This window comes from Pseudomonas sp. SYWMCR5, from assembly GCF_057197165.1.
In genome coordinates this window covers 61793-86111 of the sequence record NZ_JBXUNH010000002.1, presented here as the reverse complement: position 1 = coordinate 86111, position 24319 = coordinate 61793, and the positions used below count along the sequence as shown (strand labels likewise).

The 24319-nt window shown below is 63.6% G+C and carries 32 protein-coding genes and 2 pseudogenes; 14 read left to right on the top strand and 20 right to left on the bottom strand.

Translation table 11 applies throughout. From position 1 onward, the window contains the following. Positions 1–32: 32 nt before the first annotated feature. The 3 genes from AC2CGW_RS06310 to AC2CGW_RS06300 are packed head-to-tail and all read left to right on the top strand — an operon-like array spanning position 33 to position 2951. Positions 33–1031 (top strand): hypothetical protein, encoded by a 999-nt coding sequence (locus tag AC2CGW_RS06310; RefSeq protein ID WP_484573710.1) that lies wholly within the window; start codon positions 33–35, stop codon positions 1029–1031. An 11-nt stretch (positions 1032–1042) separates the two neighbouring features. Further along, positions 1043–1696, top strand: a complete 654-nt coding sequence (locus AC2CGW_RS06305) for a hypothetical protein (protein WP_288374987.1) — start codon at positions 1043–1045, stop codon at positions 1694–1696. A 43-nt stretch (positions 1697–1739) separates the two neighbouring features. Then, on the top strand, positions 1740–2951 hold the full coding sequence (locus AC2CGW_RS06300) for an RES family NAD+ phosphorylase (protein WP_484573709.1): 1212 nt from the start codon (positions 1740–1742) through the stop codon (positions 2949–2951). A gap of 71 nt (positions 2952–3022) precedes the next feature. On the opposite strand, the gene AC2CGW_RS06295 is transcribed toward AC2CGW_RS06300, so the two are convergent. Beyond that, the gene (locus tag AC2CGW_RS06295) at positions 3023–3457 is read right to left on the bottom strand and encodes a GNAT family N-acetyltransferase (RefSeq protein WP_186720535.1); all 435 of its coding nucleotides are present in this window, start codon (positions 3455–3457) and stop codon (positions 3023–3025) included. A 149-nt stretch (positions 3458–3606) separates the two neighbouring features. On the opposite strand from AC2CGW_RS06295, the gene AC2CGW_RS06290 reads away from it, so the two are divergent. Further along, positions 3607–3780, top strand: coding sequence for a DUF2986 domain-containing protein (locus tag AC2CGW_RS06290; RefSeq protein WP_288374990.1), 174 nt, complete (start codon positions 3607–3609; stop codon positions 3778–3780). A gap of 42 nt (positions 3781–3822) precedes the next feature. On the opposite strand, the gene AC2CGW_RS06285 is transcribed toward AC2CGW_RS06290, so the two are convergent. From AC2CGW_RS06285 to AC2CGW_RS06275, 3 genes are all read right to left on the bottom strand, one after another. After that, positions 3823–4221 (bottom strand): NUDIX domain-containing protein, encoded by a 399-nt coding sequence (locus AC2CGW_RS06285; protein ID WP_186664088.1) that lies wholly within the window; start codon positions 4219–4221, stop codon positions 3823–3825. Between the two features lie 164 nt (positions 4222–4385). Continuing rightward, entirely contained in the window at positions 4386–6575 is a 2190-nt protein-coding gene (locus tag AC2CGW_RS06280; protein ID WP_484573708.1) for an OsmC domain/YcaO domain-containing protein, read from the bottom strand. 85 nt (positions 6576–6660) lie between these two features. Continuing rightward, on the bottom strand, positions 6661–7479 hold the full coding sequence (locus AC2CGW_RS06275) for a substrate-binding periplasmic protein (RefSeq protein ID WP_484573707.1): 819 nt from the start codon (positions 7477–7479) through the stop codon (positions 6661–6663). A 314-nt stretch (positions 7480–7793) separates the two neighbouring features. Between AC2CGW_RS06275 and AC2CGW_RS06270 the strand changes: the two genes are divergently transcribed. From AC2CGW_RS06270 to AC2CGW_RS06255, 4 genes are all read left to right on the top strand, one after another. Continuing rightward, positions 7794–8657, top strand: a complete 864-nt coding sequence (locus tag AC2CGW_RS06270) for a diguanylate cyclase domain-containing protein (protein WP_484574002.1) — start codon at positions 7794–7796, stop codon at positions 8655–8657. Positions 8658–8686: 29 nt separating this feature from the next. Further along, a complete protein-coding gene (locus AC2CGW_RS06265; RefSeq protein WP_484573706.1) occupies positions 8687–9310 on the top strand; it encodes a carbon-nitrogen hydrolase family protein in 624 nt (207 codons plus the stop codon). Beyond that, positions 9261–9674: a GFA family protein gene (locus AC2CGW_RS06260; RefSeq protein ID WP_484573705.1), complete on the top strand. Its 414-nt coding sequence runs from the start codon at positions 9261–9263 to the stop codon at positions 9672–9674. The genes AC2CGW_RS06265 and AC2CGW_RS06260 overlap by 50 nt, the downstream gene beginning before the upstream one ends. A gap of 289 nt (positions 9675–9963) precedes the next feature. Continuing rightward, positions 9964–10215 (top strand): hypothetical protein, encoded by a 252-nt coding sequence (locus AC2CGW_RS06255; protein ID WP_054891461.1) that lies wholly within the window; start codon positions 9964–9966, stop codon positions 10213–10215. Here the strand turns inward: AC2CGW_RS06255 and AC2CGW_RS06250 are convergent, their stop codons facing one another. Continuing rightward, complete coding sequence (locus tag AC2CGW_RS06250; protein ID WP_484573704.1) at positions 10216–10551, bottom strand: winged helix-turn-helix transcriptional regulator; 336 nt, start codon at positions 10549–10551, stop codon at positions 10216–10218. A gap of 22 nt (positions 10552–10573) precedes the next feature. Here AC2CGW_RS06250 and AC2CGW_RS06245 point away from each other — a divergent pair. Continuing rightward, a pseudogene (locus AC2CGW_RS06245) lies at positions 10574–11737 on the top strand (beta-ketoacyl-[acyl-carrier-protein] synthase II); the annotation flags it as partial. 70 nt (positions 11738–11807) lie between these two features. Then, positions 11808–12275 (top strand): RidA family protein, encoded by a 468-nt coding sequence (locus tag AC2CGW_RS06240; protein ID WP_186664078.1) that lies wholly within the window; start codon positions 11808–11810, stop codon positions 12273–12275. Between the two features lie 26 nt (positions 12276–12301). Here AC2CGW_RS06240 and AC2CGW_RS06235 read toward each other — a convergent pair whose 3' ends face one another. After that, the gene (locus AC2CGW_RS06235; RefSeq protein ID WP_186664076.1) at positions 12302–12781 is read right to left on the bottom strand and encodes a cysteine hydrolase family protein; all 480 of its coding nucleotides are present in this window, start codon (positions 12779–12781) and stop codon (positions 12302–12304) included. A 183-nt stretch (positions 12782–12964) separates the two neighbouring features. On the opposite strand from AC2CGW_RS06235, the gene AC2CGW_RS06230 reads away from it, so the two are divergent. Further along, the gene (locus AC2CGW_RS06230; protein WP_186664074.1) at positions 12965–13318 is read left to right on the top strand and encodes a VOC family protein; all 354 of its coding nucleotides are present in this window, start codon (positions 12965–12967) and stop codon (positions 13316–13318) included. A 6-nt stretch (positions 13319–13324) separates the two neighbouring features. On the opposite strand, the gene AC2CGW_RS06225 is transcribed toward AC2CGW_RS06230, so the two are convergent. Beyond that, complete coding sequence (locus AC2CGW_RS06225) at positions 13325–14107, bottom strand: SDR family oxidoreductase (protein WP_484573703.1); 783 nt, start codon at positions 14105–14107, stop codon at positions 13325–13327. 68 nt (positions 14108–14175) lie between these two features. On the opposite strand from AC2CGW_RS06225, the gene AC2CGW_RS06220 reads away from it, so the two are divergent. Continuing rightward, entirely contained in the window at positions 14176–15090 is a 915-nt protein-coding gene (locus AC2CGW_RS06220; RefSeq protein WP_484573702.1) for a LysR family transcriptional regulator, read from the top strand. A 134-nt stretch (positions 15091–15224) separates the two neighbouring features. Here AC2CGW_RS06220 and AC2CGW_RS06215 read toward each other — a convergent pair whose 3' ends face one another. Then, the gene (locus AC2CGW_RS06215; protein WP_202883539.1) at positions 15225–15548 is read right to left on the bottom strand and encodes a c-type cytochrome; all 324 of its coding nucleotides are present in this window, start codon (positions 15546–15548) and stop codon (positions 15225–15227) included. 113 nt (positions 15549–15661) lie between these two features. On the opposite strand from AC2CGW_RS06215, the gene AC2CGW_RS06210 reads away from it, so the two are divergent. After that, complete coding sequence (locus AC2CGW_RS06210; protein WP_186664068.1) at positions 15662–16555, top strand: LysR substrate-binding domain-containing protein; 894 nt, start codon at positions 15662–15664, stop codon at positions 16553–16555. Positions 16556–16664: 109 nt separating this feature from the next. Next, positions 16665–17369, top strand: coding sequence for an SDR family oxidoreductase (locus AC2CGW_RS06205; protein ID WP_484573701.1), 705 nt, complete (start codon positions 16665–16667; stop codon positions 17367–17369). A 139-nt stretch (positions 17370–17508) separates the two neighbouring features. On the opposite strand, the pseudogene AC2CGW_RS06200 reads toward AC2CGW_RS06205, so the two are convergent. The 12 genes and pseudogenes from AC2CGW_RS06200 to AC2CGW_RS06145 all read right to left on the bottom strand — a co-directional run. Beyond that, positions 17509–17709: pseudogene (locus AC2CGW_RS06200) on the bottom strand (aliphatic sulfonates ABC transporter substrate-binding protein); the annotation flags it as partial. Positions 17710–17873: 164 nt separating this feature from the next. Further along, on the bottom strand, positions 17874–18707 hold the full coding sequence (locus tag AC2CGW_RS06195; protein ID WP_189657654.1) for a hypothetical protein: 834 nt from the start codon (positions 18705–18707) through the stop codon (positions 17874–17876). Between the two features lie 90 nt (positions 18708–18797). Next, positions 18798–19046, bottom strand: coding sequence for a hypothetical protein (locus AC2CGW_RS06190; RefSeq protein WP_186664062.1), 249 nt, complete (start codon positions 19044–19046; stop codon positions 18798–18800). 72 nt (positions 19047–19118) lie between these two features. Then, positions 19119–19646, bottom strand: coding sequence for an EndoU domain-containing protein (locus AC2CGW_RS06185; RefSeq protein ID WP_186664060.1), 528 nt, complete (start codon positions 19644–19646; stop codon positions 19119–19121). Positions 19647–19712: 66 nt separating this feature from the next. Next, the gene (locus tag AC2CGW_RS06180) at positions 19713–20495 is read right to left on the bottom strand and encodes a glycoside hydrolase family 19 protein (RefSeq protein ID WP_186664058.1); all 783 of its coding nucleotides are present in this window, start codon (positions 20493–20495) and stop codon (positions 19713–19715) included. A gap of 103 nt (positions 20496–20598) precedes the next feature. Then, entirely contained in the window at positions 20599–20979 is a 381-nt protein-coding gene (locus tag AC2CGW_RS06175; RefSeq protein ID WP_484573700.1) for a hypothetical protein, read from the bottom strand. A gap of 32 nt (positions 20980–21011) precedes the next feature. Continuing rightward, positions 21012–21245 carry a hypothetical protein gene (locus AC2CGW_RS06170; RefSeq protein WP_411382697.1) on the bottom strand — a complete coding sequence of 78 codons (234 nt, stop codon included), beginning with the start codon at positions 21243–21245 and terminating at the stop codon, positions 21012–21014. Continuing rightward, on the bottom strand, positions 21229–21528 hold the full coding sequence (locus AC2CGW_RS06165) for a hypothetical protein (RefSeq protein ID WP_484573699.1): 300 nt from the start codon (positions 21526–21528) through the stop codon (positions 21229–21231). Before AC2CGW_RS06165 ends, AC2CGW_RS06170 begins: the two co-directional genes overlap by 17 nt. Next, positions 21528–21800, bottom strand: coding sequence for a hypothetical protein (locus AC2CGW_RS06160; RefSeq protein WP_063545192.1), 273 nt, complete (start codon positions 21798–21800; stop codon positions 21528–21530). Before AC2CGW_RS06160 ends, AC2CGW_RS06165 begins: the two co-directional genes overlap by 1 nt. A 93-nt stretch (positions 21801–21893) precedes the next feature. After that, positions 21894–22493, bottom strand: a complete 600-nt coding sequence (locus tag AC2CGW_RS06155) for a DUF2589 domain-containing protein (RefSeq protein ID WP_063545193.1) — start codon at positions 22491–22493, stop codon at positions 21894–21896. Positions 22494–22503: 10 nt separating this feature from the next. Then, complete coding sequence (locus AC2CGW_RS06150) at positions 22504–22989, bottom strand: DUF2589 domain-containing protein (protein ID WP_186664050.1); 486 nt, start codon at positions 22987–22989, stop codon at positions 22504–22506. 176 nt (positions 22990–23165) lie between these two features. Next, positions 23166–24239 carry a helix-turn-helix domain-containing protein gene (locus AC2CGW_RS06145; protein ID WP_288375018.1) on the bottom strand — a complete coding sequence of 358 codons (1074 nt, stop codon included), beginning with the start codon at positions 24237–24239 and terminating at the stop codon, positions 23166–23168. Positions 24240–24319: the final 80 nt, after the last annotated feature.

Genomic DNA, 24319 nt, shown 5'->3' with positions numbered 1-24319 from the left:
AATATCTGCAAGGACGTCCCAAGGCTCTACGCATGAACTTCCAGCTTCGATTCATTCCGCCGCTGACTGTCAACTTCGATACTTACAATCCCATCTTCGGGGTACAAGGCTACCGCGAAGCTATCCGCCAATACCTGTTGCCGCAATCGAACCCGTTCGCCTACAGCCTGGGTGCTGTACCTCTTGATTCTCGCACTTACTGCAAGGGCTCGGTATTTTCAAGGGTGCGCAGGATCAAGGCTGCACGTGTACATACCTTCATGAGTGGAACGGTCGATATCGATGAATTCTTCCCGCCGGCCGCAAAGACTCGCATGGGTCGCTTCAATGACCATGGCGAGCGCAAGCTGTACGTGGCGGACCATCCTTATGTGGCCTTGAAGGAATGCGGAATCGAGCCAGGCGATTACTTCCTGTTCAGCTACTTCACCCTGCAGAACGATACCCACTTCGTCTACGCCGACCCCGACAGCGGTCATTTTGCAAAGCTGCTCAGTGACCTGTTCAAAAGCAATGACAAGGGCTTTTATGCCGTCATCAACGACACGGCCAAGCGTTATCTTGACTTTGATAGCCACCATGGCATTGCCTACGACTCGGTGAAGGTCAAGAAAGCCTCCAGCGATAACGACTGGGACAACATTGACTCGATCACCAATCTGGTGGTTTCAGAGAGCGCGATGCCTGCTGCTCGCCTTGTCGTCGGTTGGCTTGCACAGTGCGACGAACGCTACCGTCCACGCTACTTCAGACAGTTCACGGCACCAGCCGATGGGAGAAAACGGCTCGTCGTGGTCAAATATCACGGTAACGAGTCCGGCTTCGTCGCTGCACACGCTCAGGCTATGAAGCACGTCCGTCAATTGCGCAAGCAAACCCAAAAGCGCATCCAGCTCAATCAATACGAGGATGTCGACCTCACCCCCAGCAAATGGCTACAGCATGACGGCTGTTGGCTAAACCCGGATCATCCCGATGGGAGAATCCTGCACATCGCGGCCACCCCACCCCTCCCCCCCACCCGAGCCTGACCGAGGGCACCATGCAGTTCGCAGTAGCGCTTATCGAATACCTGATTTCCGGCATTGCCGCGTCGGCCTGGATGCTCGCCATCCTCCGAGAACATTACCCCGCTTATTTTGCCGAGGTTCCCTGGAGCACGCTCAAGGACTACAAGGAGATCATCATTCTGATCTACCTGCCGATCGTCTACGTGCTGGGGATCTACGTCGATGCAACCTCCTCGTACCTGATAAGAAGGGGCGCCCAGGTGGACGAGTGGATCGATACGCGGCTGAATCGCTTTTCGGGCCTGCGCGACCGCGTGCTGTCGCTGTGGCAACGCCTCGTGGGTAGCCCCAAGCAGCAGCCCTACGGAAAAACCGCTGAGATCATTGCCCGCTCCGCCCCAGACGCTGTCAGGGCGATGGAAACCTACGTCAGCAGGGATCGCATTGCCCGAGGGGTGGCGTTCAATGCCTTTGCCGGGGGGCTCACTGCGTTGTTTTATGCCCCGCAGCAGCACAAGTTGGTCATCTTCCTGGTCTGTGCGATCACCTTCATGTACTCCAGCATCATGCATAACCGACTGAGCCGGCTCTCATCACGGTTCAAGGAAGTCGTCCTGCACAATCTGCGCAAGCAGACACCCGCAGAACCACGAAAGAACGAACACAAAGCGACCACCGAAGCCTAGAACACCGACATGCCCACGGATGGGTGGGCTGCTGGAGAGGCACATGCCATACCGATCTTTGATCTGCGAATTCTGCGTCAGCGACCCGAGCCTTCGTGCAGAACTGCAGGAGCGCGGCAAGCGCCTGAGGCATTGCCCCACGTGCAAAAGCAGCAACGGCAAAGGGCTCAGCGTCGAGGACTACAGGATCACGCGCATCCTGCGTGCACTCGTGCGCCTCAACTATTCAGAGTGGGACTACAACCGCCACATCGGTGGCGATAGCCTGCAAGCATTGATGGCCAGGGATGACACCATCTTCAATCTCTCCAAGCGCTACAGCGATTACATTCCCGACGAAATCTGGCTCCCGGTGGAAGATTACGGCTGGTACCCCGAATCCGGCGAAGACATCTCGCTGGGGGGCGGTTACTACGATGGAAATGTGCTGTGGGGCCTACGCGATTACGACAGCGATCGGGTGCGCTTGCTGGTCAAGCGCGCACTGGAGAACAATCACTTTGAAGTGGAGTCCGATGTCGCCAGGCTACTGGAGAGCCTGCGCGGCGACATCAGCCGCAAGCTGACATGCGGGAGTGAATTCTATCGCGCACGGGTAGGTGTCCAGTCACGCTTGACGGAACTGGCCAGCCTTTCACCTACCGACAATGGCTTCGTCTACCAACCCTACGCTGAGGCGAAAATCGGCGCGCCCCCGCTGCACCTTGCAACCGAAGGCAGGTTCAACCGCGCCCGGGTCTCCATCCTGTACCTGGCCTCCGATGTACTGACTGCCGTGGCGGAGATACGCCCTCATCCGGGGCACCTGATCTCGACCTCGAAGTTCCGCTCGACGCGTCCCCTGGAGGTCGCCGACTTCTCAAACTTCGATATCAGAAACTTTCTGAGTGACGAACGGCTCGAGCGACTCAGGGATATCCTCTCCATCGCCGCGGTATTGAACGTGCCGGTGCAACCCGAGCACCGCTACCTCTACAGCGTGACCCAGCTTTTTGCCGACGTCATCCGAACACAGGGGTACGACGGCATTCTGTTTCCAAGCACTGTGTCCAAGGGGGAAAACCTGACCTGCTTCACGCCGGGCGCGTTCGAACGGGTGGACGACAGCGCGGACGTGCATGAAGTTGCGGCCGTCGAATACACGATCAAGAAGATGCCGATTCTGGAGAAGCACCACCTGGAGCATGAGTACGATAAAAACGAGGAAACACCCTTCGCCACACTTCTGCATGGCCTTACCAGACGTGGGAAATAATCCAGGCCAGTCCGCACGAACGTCCGGCCCTGCCCTGGTTGCAACACACCGCCAGGCGGCCAAGTGCTGACTCAGGCGTTCTCGTCGCCCGCCCGCGTGAAGGAGAAACGCTCGATGTCCGTGCGCAATTGCCAGCCATGCCGGGCCCAGTAGTCGGCCGCTTGCGGGTTGGTCTTGAGCACATCCAGGTGGCACTTGCGAATACCCTGCTCGGCCAGGCCCTGCAAACACAGCTCCACGAGCTGCCTGGCGATGCCCTGACGACGAAACTCCGGCAACACCAGCACATGTTGCAGGTAACCCCGGCGGCCATCGTGCCCTGACATCGCGCAACCGACCAACACCGATCCCGCCGCAGCGACGAAGCTCAACTGTGGATTTCGCTGCAGGTAGCGTTGTGTAGCCTCGAACGAGTCGGCCTCACGTACCGAAACGCCAGGGGTCTGGCGCATCAGCCCCAAGATGGCATCGTAATCATCGAGGGTCATCGGGCGGTAGGTGATCATGGTGGCCAGCGCTCCATTTGAGAGGGCCGCCTACGCTAGCAGAAAGAGATGAACGTACCCAGCAGCGCGCATCTGCCTTGTCCATCGATGCCCACAAGGCTAAGCTCGCGGCGTTTCGCTAGCGGATGCGCTCAAGGGGCGTGGAGAACATGAATCGTCAGAAAAAGATCAAGCAGCTGTTGAAGGCCCACGCCAAGAAAGCCAACGCCAAGCTGGCGCCCAGGAGCAACAAGCCCAAGTACATCAGCAAGGCCGACCGGTTGAAGCTGGAGGTCGAGGCGATGCTGGATGCCCCAACCCAGGATCAGCCTGCGCAGGCCTGAGCCGTCAAATCTTGCCCACCGCGATCGGCAAGGCTTGTATTTTCAGGCCGCCCAGGTCGACAGCGCCGGAATCTGGCAGGCCAGCAACGCCTCGGCCGCGGGGGTCAGCGGCGCACGCCCCAGCCCACGGCGCTCTATCCATGTGCATGCCGCAATTTCTCTGCGCGCACACGGCCGATCGCCGGGGTGCAGGTGGGTGGTGAAGATGTGATGGAGAATCCCTGCCACTTCCAGGGTGCACAAGTGCAGCAGGCCATGGCCGCTCAGGCCGGTTTCCTCATGCAACTCGCGCGCGGCCGCTTCATGCGGCTGCTCGCCCTGCTCTATCAGGCCACCCGGGAAATTCCATTTACCGCCTTTCTTGCGCACGAGCAAAACCCGCCGCTCATGGAAGCAGATGATCGTCGCTCTGTGCTTGGCGGGTAGGTTTGCGTGAGGCATCGGATCGGGTGAGAACCTGTGTCAGCCATATATGACAGTTTTGTTACATCATTGACAGGCAAGTATGACGCCAAGTTCAGCCCAGGAGACACATGGCTGCGGTGAGGGATGTCAGGAAGGGTGGGAGGCCCGCTGAACAGACCTCCCGGGGCAGAGCTAACGCGTCAGCCGGCTGCCCGGGCACGCGCCGCATGCAGTTTCTTGTAGCTCTCGACCAGACGCAGGTGGCGGTCCAGGCCTTCGAGCTTCAGGCTGGTTGGGGTCAGCCCGTAGAAGCGCACGCTACCGTCCACCGAGCCGAGTGCCGCATCCATGCGCTCATTGCCGAACATGCGCCGGAAGTTGGAAACGTAGTCGTCCATCTCCAGCTCGTCGTCCAGCACCACTTCCAGCACCACGTTCAGCGCCTGGTAGAACAGCCCGCGCTCGACGGTGTTGTCGTTGAACTGCAGGAACATCTCCACCAGTTCCTTGGCCTCCTCGAAACGCTGCAGCGCCAGCTGGATCAGCAGCTTGAGCTCAAGGATGGTCAGCTGGCCCCACACCGTGTTGTCGTCGAACTCGACGCCGATCAGCGTGGTGATGGTGGTGTATTCGTCCACCTCGACCTGCTCCAGGCGCTTGTACAGCAACTTCAGCGAGCGGCTGTCGAGGCTGTGCAGGTTGAGGATGTCGGCACGGAAACCCAGCGCACGGTTGGTGTTGTCCCAGATCAGGTCCTCGACCGGGTAGATTTCCGAGTAACCCGGCACCAGGATGCGGCAGGCGGTGGCACCGAGGTCGTCGTACACCGCCATGTACGCTTCCTTGCCCAGCCCTTCCAGGATGCCGAACAGCGTCTGCGCTTCCTGCTCGTTGGAGTCCTCACCCTGGCCCGAGAAGTCCCACTCGACGAACTCGAAGTCGGCCTTGGCACTGAAGAAGCGCCACGACACCACGCCGCTGGAGTCGATGAAATGCTCGACGAAGTTGTTCGGCTCGGTCAACGCGTGGCTTTCGAAGGTTGGTTGCGGCAGATCGTTCAAGCCCTCGAAGCTGCGCCCCTGGAGCAACTCGGTGAGGCTGCGTTCCAGCGCCACTTCAAAGCTTGGATGCGCGCCGAACGAGGCGAACACACCGCCGGTGCGCGGGTTCATCAGGGTCACGCACATCACCGGGAATTCACCGCCCAGCGAGGCATCCTTCACCAGCACCGGGAAGCCCTGCTGCTCCAGCCCCTGGATACCGGCGACGATGCCCGGGTACTTGGCCAGCACCTCTTGCGGCACGTCCGGCAGGCACAGTTCGCCTTCGAGGATTTCGCGCTTGACCGCCCGCTCGAAGATTTCCGACAGGCACTGCACCTGGGCTTCGGCCAGGGTGTTGCCAGCGCTCATGCCGTTGCTCAGGTAGAGGTTTTCGATCAGGTTGGACGGGAAGTACACCGTCTGCCCGTCGGACTGGCGCACGAACGGCAGCGAGCAGATGCCACGGGCCTTGTTGCCCGAGTTGGTGTCGTACAGGTGCGAGCCACGCAGCTCGCCATCCGGGTTGAAGATCGCCAGGCAGTACTCGTCGAGAATCTCCTGCGGCAGCGCGTCCTTCGGGCCTGGCATGAACCACTGCTCGTTCGGATAGTGCACGAACGGTGCGTTGGCGATGTCCTCGCCCCAGAACTGGTCGTTGTAGAAGAAGTTGCAGTTCAAGCGCTCGATGAACTCACCCAGTGCCGAAGCCAGCGCAGCTTCCTTGGTCGCGCCCTTGCCGTTGGTGAAGCACATCGGCGACTGCGCGTCGCGTACGTGCAGCGACCAGACGTTGGGCACGATGTTGCGCCAGGAGGCGATCTCGATCTTCATCCCCAGATCGGCCAAGATCGCCGACATGTTGGCGATGGTCTGCTCCAGCGGCAGGTCCTTGCCAGGAATGTAGGTGGTGGTGTCGGACACCGGCATCAGCAGCGCCTGGGCGTCGGCGTCGAGGTTGTCGACCTCTTCGATGATGAACTCGGGGCCGGTCTGCACCACTTTCTTCACGGTGCAGCGGTCGATGGAGCGCAGGATGCCCTGGCGGTCCTTCTCGCTGATATCTTCAGGCAGCTCGACCTGGATCTTGAAGATCTGGTTGTAGCGGTTTTCCGGGTCGACGATGTTGTTCTGCGACAGGCGGATGTTTTCGGTGGGAATGTCGCGAGTCTGGCAGTAGAGCTTGACGAAATACGCCGCGCACAGGGCCGAAGAGGCCAGGAAATAGTCGAAAGGACCTGGCGCCGAGCCATCACCCTTGTAGCGAATGGGCTGATCGGCGATCACCGTGAAGTCGTCGAACTTGGCTTCAAGTCGGAGATTGTCGAGAAAATTGACCTTGATTTCCATGCGGGCACACCAGCGCGTAAAACGAAATGGGCGCCATTATCCGGGTTTTTCACCGGGAAGTCTTGCCGCGCCAGCAAGGCCCGGATCAAGGCGCCGCCGCGCCCTCCTGCTGCTGACGCCAAAGCTCAAGGTTTCGTGCCACCAGGCGTTCCGGCAGATCGCTGGACACGATCTGCTTCATCTTCGCGGCCAGTCGCTCACGCAACTGCGGCCGGTTGCACGGCGAGTCATGGGACATTGCCAGGTACAGCCCCTCGCTGGACACTGGCGGTTCGAGCACCTGCACCTGCTGGTCCACGTTCAGCACACGCGCCAGGGCCATGCCTGGAAACTGCTCGAAGATCACGTAGTCACTGCGTTTGTGCAGCAGCTTCTCGAAGGCTTGCTTGGCGCCTGGCACTGCCTCCAGGTTGAGATTGGTGCGGGCGAACTCGTCGAACTGCTCGCCATGGCTGTTGTTGACCAGCACCCCACCCTTGAGCCCGCGCAGATCGTCCCAGCCCTTATAGGGGAAGGCGCTGTCGCTGCGCACCCAGACGACACTGGGGGTGTACAGGAACGGCGGTTCGATGAAGTCCACCTCGTTCTGCCGCGCCCGGGTCAGGAAGTAGCCGGCCAGCAGGTCGACGCGCCCGGTGCGCACCTCTTCCTGGGCCCGCCCCCAGGGCCCGACATACTTCAATTCCACGTCCAGTCCAAGCTCGCCTGCCACGTGCTTGAGCAGGTCGGCATTGGCGCCGATCAGCCGCTGGGGGTCTTGCGGGTCGCGCCAGAGGTAGGGCGGATACTCGGGGTTGCCCGTGGCGGTCAGGCCCGCGCACGCCTCCACCGCCAGCGCGCCCTGAGACAGCACGCACCAGGTGAGCGACAGCAGCAGGGTCCGGCAGAAGTGGGGCTCGATCATGGATGACCCTCGTCTCGGTAGGCGGCAGGAAGAGCGACAGGGTTCAGACAGTCTGGACCAGAAACCGACAGGTGCCAGCAATGATCGCTGCACGATGCCATTCGTCGGCGCATGATGCCATCACTGCCCACGTTCGGCTGCGCCTGCCACTATTTTTCACCACCCTGCTGGCCATAACGGCCAGACCCTGTAGGCTGTGCAGTGGCCGCGAACGATCGGCCGGTACCGCCTGGGTGCCGGGCGCGCGCAGGATGACTCGTCGGCCCTTCTGCGATCTGGCCCTGATCGAGTCTCACGACCCGGACACCTGCCCCATGCCCGTCGACCTGCAAGCGCTCTACCCCAAGTTGATCCACCTGATGCTCGACACCGTCTTCGTGGTCGACCAGGACGACCAGATCGTGTTCGTCAGCGATGCCTGCGAAGCGCTGCTGGGCTACCGCGCCGAGGAACTCATCGGCACGCCGATCACGCATTACATGCACCCCGACGACCTGCCCGCCACCCGCGCCTCGATCGTCCGGGTCATGTCCGGCCAAGCGCATTTCGACTTTCGCAACCGCTACATCCGCAAGGACGGCGGCATCGTCCATATCCTCTGGGCGGCCTTCTGGTCCGAAGAAGTGGGCGCACGCATCGGCGTGGCGCGCAACGTCACCGCCCTCACCCAGGCCGAAGAAGAGCTGCGCTTTCTCGCCCACCACGACCCGCTGACCCGGCTGGCCAATCGCGCCCTGTTCAACAGCCGCCTGGATGCCGCCCTGCAGGCAGCCCAGCAGCACGGCGGCAACCTGGCCCTGCTGTTCGTCGATATCGACGACTTCAAGGAGATCAACGACACCCACGGCCACAGCGCTGGCGACCGCGTCCTGCGCCTGGTGGCCCAGCGCCTGGAACGCTGCGCCGGCGCGCATGCCACCGTGGCGCGAATCGGCGGCGACGAGTTCACCCTGTTGCTCACCGACCTGCCGTCGCACGGCGCCGTGTTCGAGAAGGTCGCGCAGATCGTCGCTGTGATGGCCGAGCCGCTGGATGCGGAGTTTGGCGGCTTCGGCATGCCGGCGTGCAGCATCGGCGTCGCCTGCTACCCAGCAGACGGGCGCGATGCCGATGCCCTGTTGAGCCATGCCGATGGCGAGATGTACCGGAACAAGCGGCGGCGCTCGCAAGCGAGCTGAGACACCGATTCAAGCGCAAGAATCTGCAAGTGCCCGCCCTCGACGCCCTGGCCAGGCTCGACGTCCCTGCCGTGCTGTCGAGCAGGCCGTTGCTGGCGAACGGGCGCCTGGTCAACGAAGCCTTCGTGCTGGATGCCACAGGCTACCGCTTCGTCCACCATAAACACTTCTTCCCCGAAGAGCGGGGCTTTCATGAACAGACCTGGTTCACCGCCGCCAAGTCGGGATTCGACGTGATCCAGGGGGGCAAGCTCAAGCTCGGTGTGCTGCTGTGTACCGAGTCGATGTTCAACGAGCGCGCCCGCCACTACGGCCGTGACGGCGCCGACCTGATCGCCGTCCCCCGCGCCTCCGGCACCGACTATCGCTACTGGGATTGCGCCGCCGCGATGGCGGCCATTGTTTCCGGCGCCTACGTGATCAGCGCCAACCGCACCGGGCAGGCTGCACAGGGTCAGCGCTTTGGCGGCCACGGCATGGCGTACTCCCCCTCTGGCCAGCCACTGGCCGTCGCCGCCACGGCTGGGCGAGAAATGACACAATGGCCTGATAACGGCCACATGCCGTCAAGCAAAGGACTTTTCAAGGATGGTGGATGCGCGTATGGCCGATGTGTACAAGGGAAGCTGCCTGTGTTCAGCGATCACCTATGAACTGCTGGTACGTCCCAAGGCCGTGAGCCACTGCCATTGCGGTCAATGCCGCAAGGCGCACGGGGCAATGTTCGCCTCCTACGGCAGTGTGCCGCGGGAGGCCTTGCGGATATCGAGCGGGGTCACGGACATCAGCGCCTATGCCTCATCGGCCTCGGTACTGCGCGAGTTCTGTGGCCGATGCGGATCGACACTGTTCTGGTCGCGCTCACAAGGTGCATTCAATGATTGGGTTTCGGTGGCACTGGCAACACTGGACACACCGTTCGAGGCCAGCAAGCACAAGCATGTGCATATTAGCGAGGAACCGCTGTGGTATTGGCGCGCCCCCGACATCACCAGTGATACCCCAACCCCAGATTGACCGCGTAGTCCCCGCGGGCCGTGCTTCCCGGCACTTGGACCTCGGCAGACGTGGCGCAGGCAAAGGCCATGGGCTCAACATGGCCGATCAGCGCCTTCGCTGTCTCCGTGGCCATCTGGCCCGCCTGCGCGGCCAGGCGCTGGAAGCCTTGCACAGTGCCCGGGTGATCTGAGCCGGGCGCGCTCATCGATAGTGACTATCGAGCACGACGATTTCTGCCCGGCGGCCGTGCTCGATAACCTGTGTTCAACGACTCGCCAGACGAATCTTCGAAACAGGAAACCCGCCGATGAACGCCACCGCCCGCCTGCTGCTCGCTGCCCTGGCCGCCCTTGGTATCGCCGCACTTGCCGGCTGTGCCAGCCATCCCGAACAGCGTCCCTATACCGCCGAGGAAACGCGCCAGTTGCAGCTCGAGGCTCTGCAACGCCGAGGCCTGTCGCAACAGGAATACGAACACCAGCGCGCTGCGATCCTGCGTGCCGACCAGGTCGAAGTGGCCGGCGACGGCCTGCGCCAGGCCCCTGCCCTGCGCGGCTGATCAGCCCTCGCGACTGCGCTGCAGCCGCGCCCGCATCCCCTCGCTGGCGCCAGGCCCCTGCACCAGCTCGCACGCTGACCAGGGCACCACACGCCCGGACTCGACCTCGACCGTCATCGGCTGCAAGGCCTTGCCCGTCCCCTTCTCCACCACCTGCACACTGACGGCCTCAGGCGCGAAATGCCGATTGCCCCAGGCGATCAGCGCATAGAGCACAGCCTGCAGGTCGCGCCCCCGTGCCCTGGGCAGGTATTCGTGGCGCAGGGGACGGGTGCTGTAGGCATGGCGCTCGAGCAGGCCGGCCTCCACCAGCGCGTTGAGCCTGCGGGTCAACATGCTCGGCGCGATCTCCAGGCTTTTGGCGAAATCGCTGATCGGCGACCTGGCGGTGCGCATCGGCGGCCAGGTGCCGGACCTACAACAGGACAGCGAGGCCGGCTTCGATCCGGACCGCGTACTGCCGGCCAAGGAGCAGCGCAAGGTCGATCGTTTCATCCTGTTCGCCCTGGGCGCCGCGCAGGAGGCCCTGGCACAGGCCGGCTGGCAACCGCAAACCGTCGAACAGCAGGAACGCACGGCAACCATCATCGGTACTGGCGTGGGCGGCTTCCCGGCCATTGCCGAGGCCGTGCGCACCACCGACAGCAAAGGCCCGCGCAAGCTGTCGCCCTTCACCATTCCCTCCTTCCTCGGCAACCTGGTCGCCGGACAGGTGTCGATCGCCCACGGGCTCAAAGGCCCGCTGGGTACACCGGTCACCGCGTGCGCGGCCGGGGTGCAGGCGATTGGCGACGCCGCGCGGATGATCCTGGCCGGTGAAGCGGATGTGGCGCTTTGCGGGGGCGCGGAGGCGGCGATTCATCGTGTCAGCCTGGCCGGCTTTGCGGCAGCGAGAGCCTTGTCGAGTGATTTCAACGAGCACCCGGAACAGGCCTCGCGCCCGTTCGACACGGCACGCGACGGCTTCGTCATGGGCGAAGGCGCCGGCCTGCTGGTGATCGAAGAACTGCAGCACGCACTGGCACGCGGCGCCACGCCGCTGGCCGAACTGGTGGGCTACGGCACCAGCGCCGACGCCTATCACATCACCTCGGGGCCGGAAGACGGCGACGGCGCGCGACGCGCCATGACCCTGGCCCTGCGCCAGGCCGGTATCCAGGCCGCACAGGTGGGCCATCTCAATGCCCACGCCACCTCGACACCAGTGGGCGACAAGGGCGAACTGGCAGCGATCAAGGCGGTGTTCGCCGACGTACCTTCGCCGGTGATCAGTGCAACCAAGTCTGCTACCGGCCACTTGCTGGGCGCCGCCGGCGGTATCGAGGCGATCTTCACCGTGCTTGCCCTACGCGACCAACGGGCACCGGCCACGCTCAACCTGGTCGACCCTGACCCGGCAGCTGCCGGGCTGGACATTGCCGCAGGCCAACCACGTCCGCTGGATACCGAATACGCGCTGTCCAAAGGCTTCGGTTTCGGTGGCGTCAATGCCAGCGTGATTTTCAAGCGCTGGGAGGGTTGAGCCACTGGTCGGCACGCAGGCGTTTGATTAGTCTTGGCCATCGCATCGAGCACACCAGGGAGCACTACCGATGTCCAGACACGACCGCTATGAAGCCGCTCTGCAGGCGCTGGGTTATTCGTTCGATGGCCCGCTGAAGATCGGCGGCGACTATGTGCCAGTGCTGCACCTGGGCGACCAGGTGTACATCAGCGGGCAGATCCCGCGGGTCAACGACACGGTGGTGCACCCGGGGCGGGTGGGCGAGGACGTCAGCCTCGCCGACGCGCAGATCGCCGCCAAGGTCAGCGCCCTGCGCTGCCTGAAGCTGCTGAGCGAAAGCCTGGGCTCGCTGGACAAGGTCAAGGGAATCGCGCGGATCAGCGTGTTCGTGCAGTCGGCGGCGGATTTCACCCAGCAGAGCGAAGTGGCCAACGGCGCCTCGGCGATCCTGCATGAGGTGCTGGGCGACGCCGGCAAGCATACCCGCACCTCGGTGGGGGTGTACCAGTTACCAAAGAATGCCGCGGTGGAGATTGACCTGATCGCGGTAGTGTAGGTGTAAAGGGCTGGCCTGCAGCCCCTTCAGCCTTGCAGCCCTTCGACCACCTGCGCCACCGTGGTCACCTGGCGAAAATGGTGGGTCCACAGCTCGATACCCAGCTTGCCCGAGCGGTCCAGTGAAGAGCCCACCGTCAGGTCAGTGACCAGGGTCGGGTTCAGCCCGGCATCGAACAGCGCGAAGCCGGCGGCCAGTACGCAGGTTTCGGTCTGCAGGCCGCAGACCAGCACGCGCTCCACGCCCAGTTTCTTGAGGTAGTCGATGGCCTCGGGGGTCTGCCCGTAGCCATGCTTGACGAACACTTCGTCCGCCTCGACCAGGCTCTCGTCCTCGCGCGCCGGGTGCCAGCCGAGTTGCTGCTGGAACGGCGTGACCTGCTCGTCGTGCAACTCGACCGACGCGATGGCGGGGAGTTTCGCGGCCAACGCGCGGATTCCGTCGATCAGCCACTCGGGAGGGCTGAAGGTGGACTGGACATCGACGATAAGCAAAGCCTGCCGCATGGGGTTCTCCGGGGGACGACATGAGGCGGCGGAGTATATCGTCCGTGGGCGATCGTTGCAGGCCTTGGAGCTTGGGTAAGCCACGAGCAGGTGGACCAGCGGCACGCAGGGGGAGACCGTGACCAAGACCCTGCGCTTGCGCTGATGCGCTAGACTGCGCGCTCCACTACGCAAGGAGGCAACATGGGTATTCGCGGACAGGATCGACAGATCGACAACATCGAGTTCAACGTCACCGACATCAGCCGCAGCAAGGCGTTCTACGGCGACGTTTTCGGTTGGACCTTCACCGACTACGGCCCCACCTATACCGAGTTCTCCGACGGCCGCCTGAGCGGCGGTTTCACCACCGGCGAAGCGGTACGGCCCGGAGGGCCGCTGGTCATCCTCTACGCCGCCGACCTCGACGCAACCCAACAGCGTGTAGAAGCCGCCGGCGCTCGCATCAGCCGCGCCACCTTCGCCTTCCCTGGCGGTCGGCGCTTCCACTTCATCGACCCGGACGGCTACGAACTGGCGGTGTGGACCGCCTCGTAACGCGGCTCAGGCAGTCGGAATGGTCCCCCCATCCACCACGAATTCGGTGCCGGTCACCGCTGCTGCGGCAGGCGAGGCCACGAAGCCGATGACGTTGGCCACCTCCTTAGGGCTGGCGGGCCGACCCAGGGGGATGCCGCCCAAGGCCTGCATGATGATGCGCTTGCCACCCTCGTAATCGGTGCCCGCCTCGCTGGCCAGGCGCTCGGCCAGGGCTACCGAGGCCTCGGTCTCGATCCAGCCGGGCGCGACCCGCACCACGCGCACGCCCTTGGGCGCGACTTCCTTGGACAGGCTCTTGCTGTAGGTCGACAGCGCCGCCTTGGCCGCCGCGTAGGCGGTGGTGGCCTCCGGCAGCGGCAGATGGTGCTGGATTGAGGTGACGTGAACGATCACCCCGCCGCCCTGCGCCAGCATGCCGGGCAACAGGGCGCGATCCAGGCGCACGGCAGGCAGCAGGTTGAGGTCCAGTTCCTGTTGCCAATGCGCCTCGCCCAGTGCGGCAAAGCCCCCGGCCGGTGCGCTGGAGCCGCCCAGCACATGAACGATGACATCGACCCCGCCCAGTTGCCGCTCGACCTCGCCCGCCAACTGCTCGCACCCCGCGAGGGTGGTGAGGTCGGCGCTGACGAACGACGCCTGAGGGGCATCGGCGGGCGCGCTGCGCGCGCAGGTCAGCACCCGGGCGCCCAGTTCGACGAACAGCTCGACCGTGGCCTTGCCCAGGCCCTTGGTGCCGGCGGTGACCAGTACGCGCTTGCCGCGCAGGGTTTCTGATGGATCACTCATGGATATTCTCCGGTGGTAGCAACCTGGGTTGCGGATAGAATCGTGTTTTTGTCCGAACGAGCCGAACCATGGAGCGCGTCAGCCTCAATGACCTCGATGCCGTCCTCGCCATCGCCCGACGCGCCAGTTTTCGCGCGGCGGCCATCGACCTGGGGATGTCCACCACTGCCTTGAGCAACGCCATCGGCAAGCTCGAGGCGAACCTTGGCGTGCGCCTGTTCAACCGCACCACGCGCAGCGTGTCGCTGACCGATGCAGGGCGCCTGTTCGTCGAGCACGTCGCCCCGGCGCTGGGCGAGGTACAAGGCGCCCTGGAGGTAGTACGCGCCCAGCGCGAACAGCCCAGCGGCATGCTGCGCATCAACGCTGCGGCCTTCGCCGCACGCGAGATCATCGGGCCGCTGATACTGGAGTTCCTGCGGCGCTATCCGCAGATGCAGGTGGACCTGGTCACCGAGGGGCGGCTGGTGGATATCGTCGCCGACGGTTTCGACCTGGGCGTGCGGGTCGCCGACCTGGTGCCCAGTGACATGATCAGCCTGTCCCTCGGCCGGCCGCAGCGCTATGCCGTGGTCGCCTCCGCTGCCTACCTGGTCGCGCGGGGCACGCCAAGGCTGCCAGCCGACCTGCAGCGCCACAGTTGCATCCGCGTGCGCCTGCCCGATGGCGCACTGTTCCGCTGGCGCTTCGCCAACGGCAACAGCGCACAGCAGATCGAGGTGCAAGGGCCAATCACCCTGGATGAGGCCAGCCTGGCACGTACTGCCGTCATGGCTGGCGTGGGCCTTGGCTACTTCATGGAACAGGATGTGCGCGAGGACATCGCGGCCGGTCGCCTGGTGCGCGTGCTGGACGACTGGACGCCACCATTGCCGGGGCTGTGCCTGTACTACGCGGGGCGGCGCAATCCCTCGGCAGGCATGACCGCGTTTCTCGCACTGGCTCGGGAAGTGGCAGAGCAGGCGTGCCGCGAGGGCACGTGAGACAGGGACTTGCTGCATGGGCTGACGGCCTCGCCGGATGTCGGTGAGGCACAGGTTATGCGTTCAGGATCGTCTCGATAAGAAGGATAAATCAGGACGTTTCATTGCGATTTTCAGGATAGTCAACCCAGCACTCAGCGCTGTTCGAGAATCCACTGGGTAATGGCCTGCAAATCTTCCTCGCGGGCTTGCGCCTGTGGCGGCATCGGCACCACGCCCCATTGCCCCCGGCTGCCCTGCCGAATACTTTGCACCAGCTGCCCGGTGCCCTTGCTGCCATCGCGATAACGCGCGGCAATCTCTCGCCAGGACGGGCCCACGGCCCGCACATCCAACTGGTGGCAAGCGCTGCAGGCGTAGCGCTGCATCACGGCGGGGGGCTCGGCGAGTACCTGTGCACTGGCGAACAGCAGCAGCCCGGCTGCGATCACGGCACCTCGAGGCATAGGCATAGGCATAGGCATGGTCCTGAAAACGGTGGGCCGTCGAGGGTACCGGTTACACCGATCCTGCAACAGGGCTGGCGGCGCAAACTGTTATCCTCCCTCGATCCCCACCAGCAGACACGACCATGACCGAAGGCCCGACCGCCCTCCCCCCACTCAATGCCCTGCGTGTGTTCGAGGTTGTCTCGCGCCACCTGAATTTCCGCCTGGCGGCCGAGGAGCTGGGTGTCACCCAGGCTGCCGTGGCCCAGCAGGTACGGGGACTGGAGGCGAGCCTGGGCATCAGGCTGTTCGAACGTCTGCCACGTGGTTTGCGCCTGACCGACGCGGGCTTGGGCTACAGCCACAGTATTCGCAACGCCTTGGCCCTGATCGGCGAAGCCACTGCGGCACTGCGCCCGGACAACCTTCACCTCACCGTCAGCGTCACCCCGACCTTCGCCTCGAAATGGCTGATCCCCCGGCTGAGTTCGTTCACCGAGGCCCATGGCGAGATCGACCTGCGGGTGCTGGCCACCGATCGCCTGTCGCGCTTCCAGGCCGACGGCGTGGACCTTGCCGTGCGCTACGGCCATCCGCCTTTCGGCGCCGGGCTCAACACTGAACTGCTGCTCAGGCAGCGGGTGGTCGCGGTGGCCAGCCCTGCACTGCTGGCGCAATGGGGTGCACCGCACAGCCTCGAGCAGTTGCAGCATTTCCTGCTGCTGCACGATGCGCATAATTTCTGGCCTGAATTCATCACCCAGCTGTTCGGCCAGCCGACACAGCCGATGCCGAAGAACGTGCGTTTCAACCAGACCTCGCTGGCCATCGAAGCCGCCGTGGCCGGGCAAGGGCTGGCGCTGTCCAGCGAACTGTTCGTGCAGGAAGACCTGCAGGCCGGGCGGCTGGTGCAGGTGTTCGAGCAGGCGCTGGAGATGGACAAGCACTTCTATCTGGTCTGGCCCCGCAGGGGCGGCACGCCTACCGCTCTGGACGTGGTTCGCGGCTGGCTGCTGGAGCAGGTAGAAACGCCCTGAGGCAATAGATTTTCTACTGAATAGACAAGCCCCTGCTGCCTCCCTGCCAGCGGCATACGGGTGCTAGGCTGATCCCATCACATCAGCCAAGCATTCCATTGGAGGTCACATGTCAGTAGAAAAAGTAGCGATCATCACCGCCGGCGGTAGCGGTATGGGTGCAGCCGCGGCGCGGCGCCTGGCGGCAGACGGATTCAAGGTGGCAATCCTGTCTTCATCGGGCAAGGGCGAGGCCCTGGCCAACGAACTGGGTGGCATCGGCGTGACCGGCAGCAACCAGTCCAACGACGACCTGCAACGCTTGGTCGGCACCGTGCTGGAGAAATGGGGGCGCATCGACGTACTGGTCAACAGCGCAGGCCATGGCCCGCGCGCGCCGATCCTGGAAATCAGCGACGACGACTGGCACAAGGGCATGGACACCTATCTGCTCAATGTCATTCGCCCGACCCGCCTGGTCACCCCGACCATGCAGAAACAGCAAAGCGGCGTGATCATCAACATCTCCACCGCCTGGGCCTTCGAACCCAGCGACCTGTTCCCGACCTCGGCCGTGTTCCGTGCCGGCCTTGCAGCCTTCAGCAAGATCTTCGCCGACACCTATGCCAAGGATAACGTGCGGATCAACAACGTCCTGCCCGGCTGGATCGACAGCCTGCCGGCCACCGAGCAGCGCCGCGACAGCGTGCCACTCAAGCGCTACGGCAAGAGCGAGGAAATCGCCGCGACCATTGCCTTCCTGGCCAGCGAAGGCGCGGCCTACATCACCGGGCAGAACATCAAGGTCGATGGCGGACTGACCCGAGGGGTATGAACCTCGCCGCGTGCCTCAGTCGGCAGGTACGCTGAAACCCTTGGCGAAGGTTGGGGTAACGTCCAGCCGTTGCGTCATCAGGCCATGGGCGTGGTAGAAGTCGGCGGTCTCCTGCTGCTGGGCCACGGTGTGCTCATCGCTCCCCTGCCAGTGCGGCGGCCGGAAACTCGGCCCAGTGGATGTCGTAGGGCAGGTCGCGCAGTGCATCGGCAGCTTCGAGCTGGGCGCGCATGTTGCCCTTCTGGTCACCGATGCGCAGGGTCAGGCGCTCGGCGGCAAAGACCTGGGTTGCCAGCAGCAGGCTGGCGGCAATCGGCAGAAGGCGGGAACGGATCGGCATGGCGCTCCTCGGGGGTGGACGTGCGCTGGAGCACTGACTGTACCGAGTCGCTATAAATAAATTAAATTGATTTTAGCAATAAACTAATATGCAAATTATTTTATAAGTCATAACCCTGTAGAGACAGGCCGCCATGATGGAGGCCCACCTCTACAGGCTTCGGCTCAGTCCTTGGTCCGTTGCAGCAGGCTGTCGAAACGCTTGCCGTCGATCAGGTAGGTCATGCGCACCTGGCCGTTTTCCAGCGGCTCCAGGGTCATGGGCGTATTGGTCTTGTGGTAGGGATGGCGGAACAGCGCCGGCTTCTCGGTGTAGGCGTAGCTGTTGAAGGCCAGGGTATCGCCGGTCCAGCGCACGTTGTTGTACAGGTAGTGCCAGTTCTCGTCCGGGCGGTGATAGAGGTAGACGCCGCTGGCGTCACGCACGACCTCGATCTGCACCGCCCCGGCCTTGCTCGCCCACTTGCCGATATAGCGCTCCAGCCCCGCATGGGCTGGCACCGCCGGCGCCGGGGTGAAGTCACTTGCCTGAAACGGCGTGCGCCGCGCAGTCTCGCCCTTGGTATCGACGTACAGGTCACACAGCGGCGCCACCTGCTCGACCTTGCGGTAGAGGAAGGTGAGCTGGGCATCGGCGACCGGCATGCTCAACATCATGACCTTCGGGGCAAAACCCAAGACCTTCAGGTCGAACGCACGCGCCTCGGACTGAACGTGGATCGAACTGCCGTCCTCCGCGACCTTGTAGTCGGAGACTTCTACGGCCTGGGTCTTGGGCTCGGCGCAGTTGAACGGGTGCAGCAGCACCTTGCCGTCAGCCTTGTATTCGGCGACGTTGGCGATGCCGTTCTTCAGCGGCATCATCGCCCAGATACCGACGATCGCACCCTTGTCGGTGCGCAGGGAAACCTGGTCTTTGCTCGGCGAGTGGCCGGCACAGCCGCCCAGGAACAGGGCGCTCAGGGCGAGAGGGAGTAGCGGTTTGAACACGATGATCATCCATGGTTGGTCGAAGGCAGCCGCCCCGTGCTTGGGGTGTCCCGGCTAAAAGCGGCTGGCCATCATCGCATGAAACGCTCTCGGATCACCCTACTCGGCCCACTCGCGCAAGCGCTGAATGAACTCGGCCAGTGGAACCCGCACTACCGGCCAGTCAGCCACGTGGTGATGGCGCAGCACAGCGGTGTCCGCCTCGAAAGTCACCAGGAAGGCGTTGCCACTGTAGGTGACATCGGCCGATCCGTAGCGCACGGCCTCTGCCTTTTCCAGCAGGGTATCGATGCTTTCGCGAGTCAACTCTTCGGCGATGAATGCCTGCAAGCCATCGGAAACGGTCATGGGCGTACTCCTGTCGCACGGTAAAAAAACGGTCGCCACGGGTACCTGCCCCGTGGCGACGAGTGGATGCAATCAGGGTTTAGGATAGGCGGTATTGATCAGATCGCCGTTCAAATAGAACACGATATCGAACGCAGCGGCCGGTGTGCCCTTCTGGCACTCGGTCCCCGACGAGCCCACATACTTGCTCTTGTTCGAGGCATCCTGGACCTTGGTGGCGTAGGCATTGCGCACCGCCGCGATCACCTGGGTCTCGGTGCAGCGATCGGGGAACATCGTGGAAATGCTCTTCGTCCCGCTTCTGGCACCCTCGGCGATGGTGAAGTTCTTCAAGGTGTAGATATCACCCGCGCCGTGCGTTCCGGCCGGTGCATTGCTGACGCTGTCGGGGTTGATCCCGCCCGGACGGCTGTGGAAGCCCTTGGCAACGTCAGGTGCGCTGACCTCACCGCAGAAGATGTGCTGGGCATTGATCCGCGGGGTGCCGGCCAGGATTCCCTTGCTGCAGGTCGGGTCGGCCTGGGCGGCACCGATGCCGGCCAGGGTCACCAGGCTGACCAGGGCCAGGCGTGTGCAGTTTCTGACAATACGCTTGTTCATCGTGAAGCTCCTTTTCGTTGGGTTGAATCATTGATGCGTTGCTCGGGCGAGTGCCCGGCAAAGCGGTCACAGCCCCAGCAGCCACTTGGCGCGGGTCAGGTAGGCGATGCGGTCGTCGAGGCCGTTGAAGCCGCCGTTGATGCGGCGGGTGACTTCCTTCACGTCGTCTTTGTCGGCGTAGGTGTTGAGCTTGCGGCTGTCCCAGAACCAGCCCGCGACATCCACCGCCAGGAACGGGTCGGTACTGACCAGGGTGGGCGCATCCTTGAGTTCGAAGTCGCGCCCGCAGGCCTGGCCGTACTGGCGGTAGTTGGCCCGCCCGGTCAGCTGGATCAGGCCTCGTCCCTTGAAACGCTTGCCGTCGCCCGACTGGGTGTTGCCCAGGTCCTTGCGCCCTTCATAGGCGCTGCCGCTGGCGATTTCCTCGGTGTAGAGCAGGCACCCGCTTTCATGAGCGATCTGCGCCAGGAAGTGCGCCTGGCGCAGTGGCGTGTCGATCTTGTAGCGAGCGAACACATCGAGGATGGGCTGTCGAAACGCCTCGACCTTGGCGCCGGTCGCATGGATCAGCACCGCCCACAAGGTCGCCGTGCCGATCGTCGACGGCAGGCCTGCGCGCAGGGCGTTCAGGGTGTTGTCGTTGGCGCTGACCGTCTTGCTCTGGGCAATGCCCTGGAGTTCCTGGTAGCGCTTCAGGGCCGTGCGCGAGCCCGGCCCCCAGAGCCCGTCGGTAACCAGGGCACAGACGAATTCGCCGCGCCCGCTGTTCATGTTGAGCAACAACTGCAGGGTGCGGACATCGCCCTTGTCGTTGTTGCCACCTTCACCAACCGATTGCTTGATGCACATGCTTGCCTCCTTGCAGCGGGCACGACTTTCCCGTCGGCGACGGCGATTGCCTGCCTTGCGCTGGTTTCGATAGAGATTGCGGTGGGTCGAGCGGGTCTGGCCGCTACTTGCGAACGAGGGTCAGGCGAGCGCCGAACCTGTCCTTCTTGTTGCGGCTGAACACCTGGACCTGAAGATCGTTGCCGACCGGCCAACCGAGCACGTAGCCCTTGTCCAGCGCGGCGCAGTAGCCAGCATCGGCCTTGGTGATGGGGTAGCGAATGGCATCGGCGATCCGGGATGGCGAGCCCAACTCCAGATTGCACGACCAGGTATCGATGCGCAGTCGGCCTTTCCCTTCACGTCCCTCGTCGGGAATGACCAGTATCAGGTCGAGGAACTCGTCCTCGGTCTCGAACTGCCCGACGTATTTCTGCTCGGCAAACGCCGGCAGCAGTGTCGCCAGTGCCAGTGCACCAGCCAGTGTTGCAAGGGTGGATTTCATATCGACTCTCCTTGTTGAATGAATGCACATGTTCAGAACGCCAACAGCAAGCCCGCCCATTCGGCGATGGCGATCGCCAACTCCGGACGCACCAGGCCCAGTGCCATCAGCGCTACCAGCAGGCCGGCACCGATGCCGATCACCAGTCGCCTGGGGCCGGACATCCTGCGGCTGCGAACCGACTTCAGATCGATGATCGATTTCAAGGCACTGCCCTCCTCCGGGGATAGAACCAACAGCATCGAACGGTCATTGCGCCTGCTCATCGCCTGGCCTCCTGTAGATCCCCAGCAGCTCGCCATCCACGCGCACGACGATGGCCTCGTTGCCATAGCCCGGCACCTCGATGCTCAACGCATGACTGCCCCGTCCGCGTGCAGGCGTACCGCCGACACGCAACGCCAGACCTTCCCCGACCGGCTCCACCGTGGCGTCCAGCACCAGGCTCAACGAAGCCACCTGGGTGCCCGGCCATAGTCGATTGCAGGCCTGCTGCGCACGCTGCATCTCGGCGCCCAGCGCCATCACGAACTGTTCCAGGCTGCCCATCACGATTGCTCCGCCTCGTCCGTCAGCCAGTAGGGCCTGCGGGCGAAACCGACGTGGTAGGTCAATGCCTGCAGCACGACCTGGTGCTCGCCGATGTTGAGCAGCTTGAAGCTCTTCTCGATGCCCAGCACCCGCCCGCGCGGCGTGCCGCTCAGGCAGCGGTTGAGCAATGCGGCCTGTGCCTCGACCGCCTCCTCCGGGGTCAGCTTTTCCGGATCGAGGCTGCCGACCACGATGCGCTTCACATATCCAACATCCGTCAAATCAAACATCACGGCATTCCCTCTCCGGAAAAACTGGTTGCCAGCGTCGGCCTGCGGATCAGGCCCATCCCTCGCCAGCGTGTCGCTCAGGACATCCGCGCATCACGCGGCGATCTTGGGCGTGACCGACTGGGCGATGATGTCCATCACCCGCGCCAGGCCTTCAGGCATGCCATCGTCCACGGCATGGACCTCGACGTGGTACTTCGCCGACTGGTCGGTGGAACGGGTGTTCTCCTTGTGCGAGGCCACCGAACCGGACACGTTGACCTTGGCGCTGAACGGCCCCCAGCCCAACTTGGCCTCGGCGGAGAAGCTGCCGGAGCGGTCTTCGGTGTCGCGTGACTGCTCGGAGTTGCGCACCTCCATGTCGAAGCTGATGTCCACCTTGTTGATCGCAAGGTTGGGCACCTTCACCACCGCCAGCAGCGGCAGTTGCAGCTCGACTTTCTCGATGGCGGCCGGATCGTCTTCGGTCGGTGCCGAACGGTCGTAGCGGAACGACACGTTGCGGATGTCGCCGACATCGTTGGGGCCGGCGTTGGCCGGGTCGGCCGGGGGCAGGAAGCCAATCACCTTGATGAAGTTCGCGGTGGCATTGGCCAGGCGGACCTGAGCGTCGCAGGCAGCGCTCAGGGGGGCACCGATCAGGTCTGCCATCGGCAGGCCGCGGAATTGGTTACCCATAACAAAGTCAGACATGACGTCTCTCCTAGATCAATTTATCGAGGTTGTGGATCAGTCGCGCCATGCCCTCGGACGAGGGCTGGGTTTCGACTCTGAGGGTGACGCGCGCCACTGGCCCGCTTTCACCATTTCGGCGAACGCCCATATCGACGTTCAAAGGCGTGTGTGTATCGGTCGGCCACGGCGAGTCGGGGTCGACCTCGCCGGCCTGTGCAGCGCTCGGCTCACGGTCATCGGCATGCAGGCCGACCTCGAAGTCGATCTGCATGTCCTTGACGGTCAGCAAACGCGAGCCGACCAGCGACAGCAGGGGCACCCGTACCAGGCGCTCCTCGCCCTCCTTGGCATCGGGCGACTGCAGCGGCAGGCGCACATCGACACTGACCGGACGGTTGTCGTCATCGAAGTACTGGCGCACGGTCGCCATCTGGAAGCGCTGGATCTTGTCCTGGGCCTCGGCCACGGCACCGGCAATGCTCTGGATCAAGTGATGAAGGGAGTGGTTCGCCACGACAGACGCTCCTTGTCGATTGTCGGTGCCGGGCGCGGGCCGTCACGGGAACGGGCCATCTGCGGCTGACACCTGTTGTGGGTGGTGAGGTCAGGTTATGGCCAGTGACAGGCGCCGTCCCGGCATGGGCGTCCCGAAAACCTGGATGTGCGTCCCAGGTTCATCTGGCCGTGCACTCAGCCATGGATCAGTTCCCTGATCCAGTGATCGAGCACAGGCCGCTCGCCATTGGCCGGCACCAGGCAGCAGAATCCCGAGACGCCGCCATTGTTCAGCGCCGTACGCGCAGCCCGCGGCGAGAGACCGAACGCCTTGCGGAACAGGCGACTGAAATGGGTTTCGTCGACAAAGCCATGGTCGTAGGCCAGATCGCCGATGCGCCGACCGGCGTTGGTGCTGTCGCACAGGGCGAACAGGCAGCGACGCAGGCGGCGTTGCAGCAGGTAGTGGCGCACCCCGCCGAAGCGCTCGAACGAGCGGTACAGCTGGCTGCGCGAAGTGCCGACTTCCTTGGCCAGCACCGCCGGGGTGAGGTCTTCTCGGTGCAGGTTGCGTTCGATGTGCAGGCGTACACGACGCCCCAGGTCAGCCTGGCCTGCGACCTGGGCCTGCGCCTGGCCAGCCATGGCCTTGGCCAGGCAGGCCGCGACCATCCCCAGTAGCGGCAAGGCCAGACGTAGCGCTTCATCCATGCCCAGCTGCGGCGCGGTGGCCTCCAGCGACGACAACAGACGCGCCAGCAACATACCGGCGGCCGTCTCCCGACGCAGCACCAGGCCATGCAACTGGCCGGCGTCGAACAACAGCAGCGATAGCGCTGTGCGCGGTATGAGCAGGCTGATCCCCTCACTGGCCGCCATGCTGAACGTGGCCGGTTGCGCCAGATCGAGCAACACCACGTCCCACGGGCGCACCCGCAGGCCATTGGCGCAGGCCAGGCCACGCTGCAGTGGCAAGTGCAACAGGTAGTGATCGAGGTCGCACCACCCCAGGCGGGTGCTGTCGCGCCGATAACGGGCTGCGTCCAGATGGCCGCTGCAAAACAGAAAACGACTGAAGTGGTAGACCGTCAGGGAAGTGCAAAAGGGCGTGGCTCTGCGAGCACCGACATCGAACAGCACGCTGGCGAGCAACTGCCAGTGGGCCAGATCCTGGACCGAGGTGTGCGTAGCAGAACTGCTGAAGGTGGGCAGCAGCGCAGTGTCCTGCGCTGCTGGGGTTTGCGATTGCGGGGTAAGGGTTGATTCCATGGTTCCGACTCACTGTCCATAGTGGAGCCGGAAAGTTGGTTCACTCCCGAGGGGGCTGCATCATTTTGCCATCATCACTT

What these genes read in the sequence shown, in the direction of transcription:
- AC2CGW_RS06310 (WP_484573710.1), top strand. Translation starts at nt 33, where the DNA reads ATGAACTTCCAGCTTCGATTCATTCCGCCGCTGACTGTCAACTTCGAT.
- AC2CGW_RS06305 (WP_288374987.1), top strand. Translation starts at nt 1,043, where the DNA reads ATGCAGTTCGCAGTAGCGCTTATCGAATACCTGATTTCCGGCATTGCC.
- AC2CGW_RS06300 (WP_484573709.1), top strand. Translation starts at nt 1,740, where the DNA reads ATGCCATACCGATCTTTGATCTGCGAATTCTGCGTCAGCGACCCGAGC.
- AC2CGW_RS06295 (WP_186720535.1), bottom strand. Translation starts at nt 3,457, where the DNA reads ATGATCACCTACCGCCCGATGACCCTCGATGATTACGATGCCATCTTG.
- AC2CGW_RS06290 (WP_288374990.1), top strand. Translation starts at nt 3,607, where the DNA reads ATGAATCGTCAGAAAAAGATCAAGCAGCTGTTGAAGGCCCACGCCAAG.
- AC2CGW_RS06285 (WP_186664088.1), bottom strand. Translation starts at nt 4,221, where the DNA reads ATGCCTCACGCAAACCTACCCGCCAAGCACAGAGCGACGATCATCTGC.
- AC2CGW_RS06280 (WP_484573708.1), bottom strand. Translation starts at nt 6,575, where the DNA reads ATGGAAATCAAGGTCAATTTTCTCGACAATCTCCGACTTGAAGCCAAG.
- AC2CGW_RS06275 (WP_484573707.1), bottom strand. Translation starts at nt 7,479, where the DNA reads ATGATCGAGCCCCACTTCTGCCGGACCCTGCTGCTGTCGCTCACCTGG.
- AC2CGW_RS06270 (WP_484574002.1), top strand. Translation starts at nt 7,794, where the DNA reads ATGCCCGTCGACCTGCAAGCGCTCTACCCCAAGTTGATCCACCTGATG.
- AC2CGW_RS06260 (WP_484573705.1), top strand. Translation starts at nt 9,261, where the DNA reads ATGGCCGATGTGTACAAGGGAAGCTGCCTGTGTTCAGCGATCACCTAT.
- AC2CGW_RS06255 (WP_054891461.1), top strand. Translation starts at nt 9,964, where the DNA reads ATGAACGCCACCGCCCGCCTGCTGCTCGCTGCCCTGGCCGCCCTTGGT.
- AC2CGW_RS06250 (WP_484573704.1), bottom strand. Translation starts at nt 10,551, where the DNA reads ATGTTGACCCGCAGGCTCAACGCGCTGGTGGAGGCCGGCCTGCTCGAG.
- AC2CGW_RS06240 (WP_186664078.1), top strand. Translation starts at nt 11,808, where the DNA reads ATGTCCAGACACGACCGCTATGAAGCCGCTCTGCAGGCGCTGGGTTAT.
- AC2CGW_RS06235 (WP_186664076.1), bottom strand. Translation starts at nt 12,781, where the DNA reads ATGCGGCAGGCTTTGCTTATCGTCGATGTCCAGTCCACCTTCAGCCCT.
- AC2CGW_RS06230 (WP_186664074.1), top strand. Translation starts at nt 12,965, where the DNA reads ATGGGTATTCGCGGACAGGATCGACAGATCGACAACATCGAGTTCAAC.
- AC2CGW_RS06225 (WP_484573703.1), bottom strand. Translation starts at nt 14,107, where the DNA reads ATGAGTGATCCATCAGAAACCCTGCGCGGCAAGCGCGTACTGGTCACC.
- AC2CGW_RS06220 (WP_484573702.1), top strand. Translation starts at nt 14,176, where the DNA reads ATGGAGCGCGTCAGCCTCAATGACCTCGATGCCGTCCTCGCCATCGCC.
- AC2CGW_RS06215 (WP_202883539.1), bottom strand. Translation starts at nt 15,548, where the DNA reads ATGCCTATGCCTATGCCTCGAGGTGCCGTGATCGCAGCCGGGCTGCTG.
- AC2CGW_RS06210 (WP_186664068.1), top strand. Translation starts at nt 15,662, where the DNA reads ATGACCGAAGGCCCGACCGCCCTCCCCCCACTCAATGCCCTGCGTGTG.
- AC2CGW_RS06205 (WP_484573701.1), top strand. Translation starts at nt 16,665, where the DNA reads ATGTCAGTAGAAAAAGTAGCGATCATCACCGCCGGCGGTAGCGGTATG.
- AC2CGW_RS06195 (WP_189657654.1), bottom strand. Translation starts at nt 18,707, where the DNA reads ATGATCATCGTGTTCAAACCGCTACTCCCTCTCGCCCTGAGCGCCCTG.
- AC2CGW_RS06190 (WP_186664062.1), bottom strand. Translation starts at nt 19,046, where the DNA reads ATGACCGTTTCCGATGGCTTGCAGGCATTCATCGCCGAAGAGTTGACT.
- AC2CGW_RS06185 (WP_186664060.1), bottom strand. Translation starts at nt 19,646, where the DNA reads ATGAACAAGCGTATTGTCAGAAACTGCACACGCCTGGCCCTGGTCAGC.
- AC2CGW_RS06180 (WP_186664058.1), bottom strand. Translation starts at nt 20,495, where the DNA reads ATGTGCATCAAGCAATCGGTTGGTGAAGGTGGCAACAACGACAAGGGC.
- AC2CGW_RS06175 (WP_484573700.1), bottom strand. Translation starts at nt 20,979, where the DNA reads ATGAAATCCACCCTTGCAACACTGGCTGGTGCACTGGCACTGGCGACA.
- AC2CGW_RS06170 (WP_411382697.1), bottom strand. Translation starts at nt 21,245, where the DNA reads ATGAGCAGGCGCAATGACCGTTCGATGCTGTTGGTTCTATCCCCGGAG.
- AC2CGW_RS06165 (WP_484573699.1), bottom strand. Translation starts at nt 21,528, where the DNA reads ATGGGCAGCCTGGAACAGTTCGTGATGGCGCTGGGCGCCGAGATGCAG.
- AC2CGW_RS06160 (WP_063545192.1), bottom strand. Translation starts at nt 21,800, where the DNA reads ATGTTTGATTTGACGGATGTTGGATATGTGAAGCGCATCGTGGTCGGC.
- AC2CGW_RS06155 (WP_063545193.1), bottom strand. Translation starts at nt 22,493, where the DNA reads ATGTCTGACTTTGTTATGGGTAACCAATTCCGCGGCCTGCCGATGGCA.
- AC2CGW_RS06145 (WP_288375018.1), bottom strand. Translation starts at nt 24,239, where the DNA reads ATGGAATCAACCCTTACCCCGCAATCGCAAACCCCAGCAGCGCAGGAC.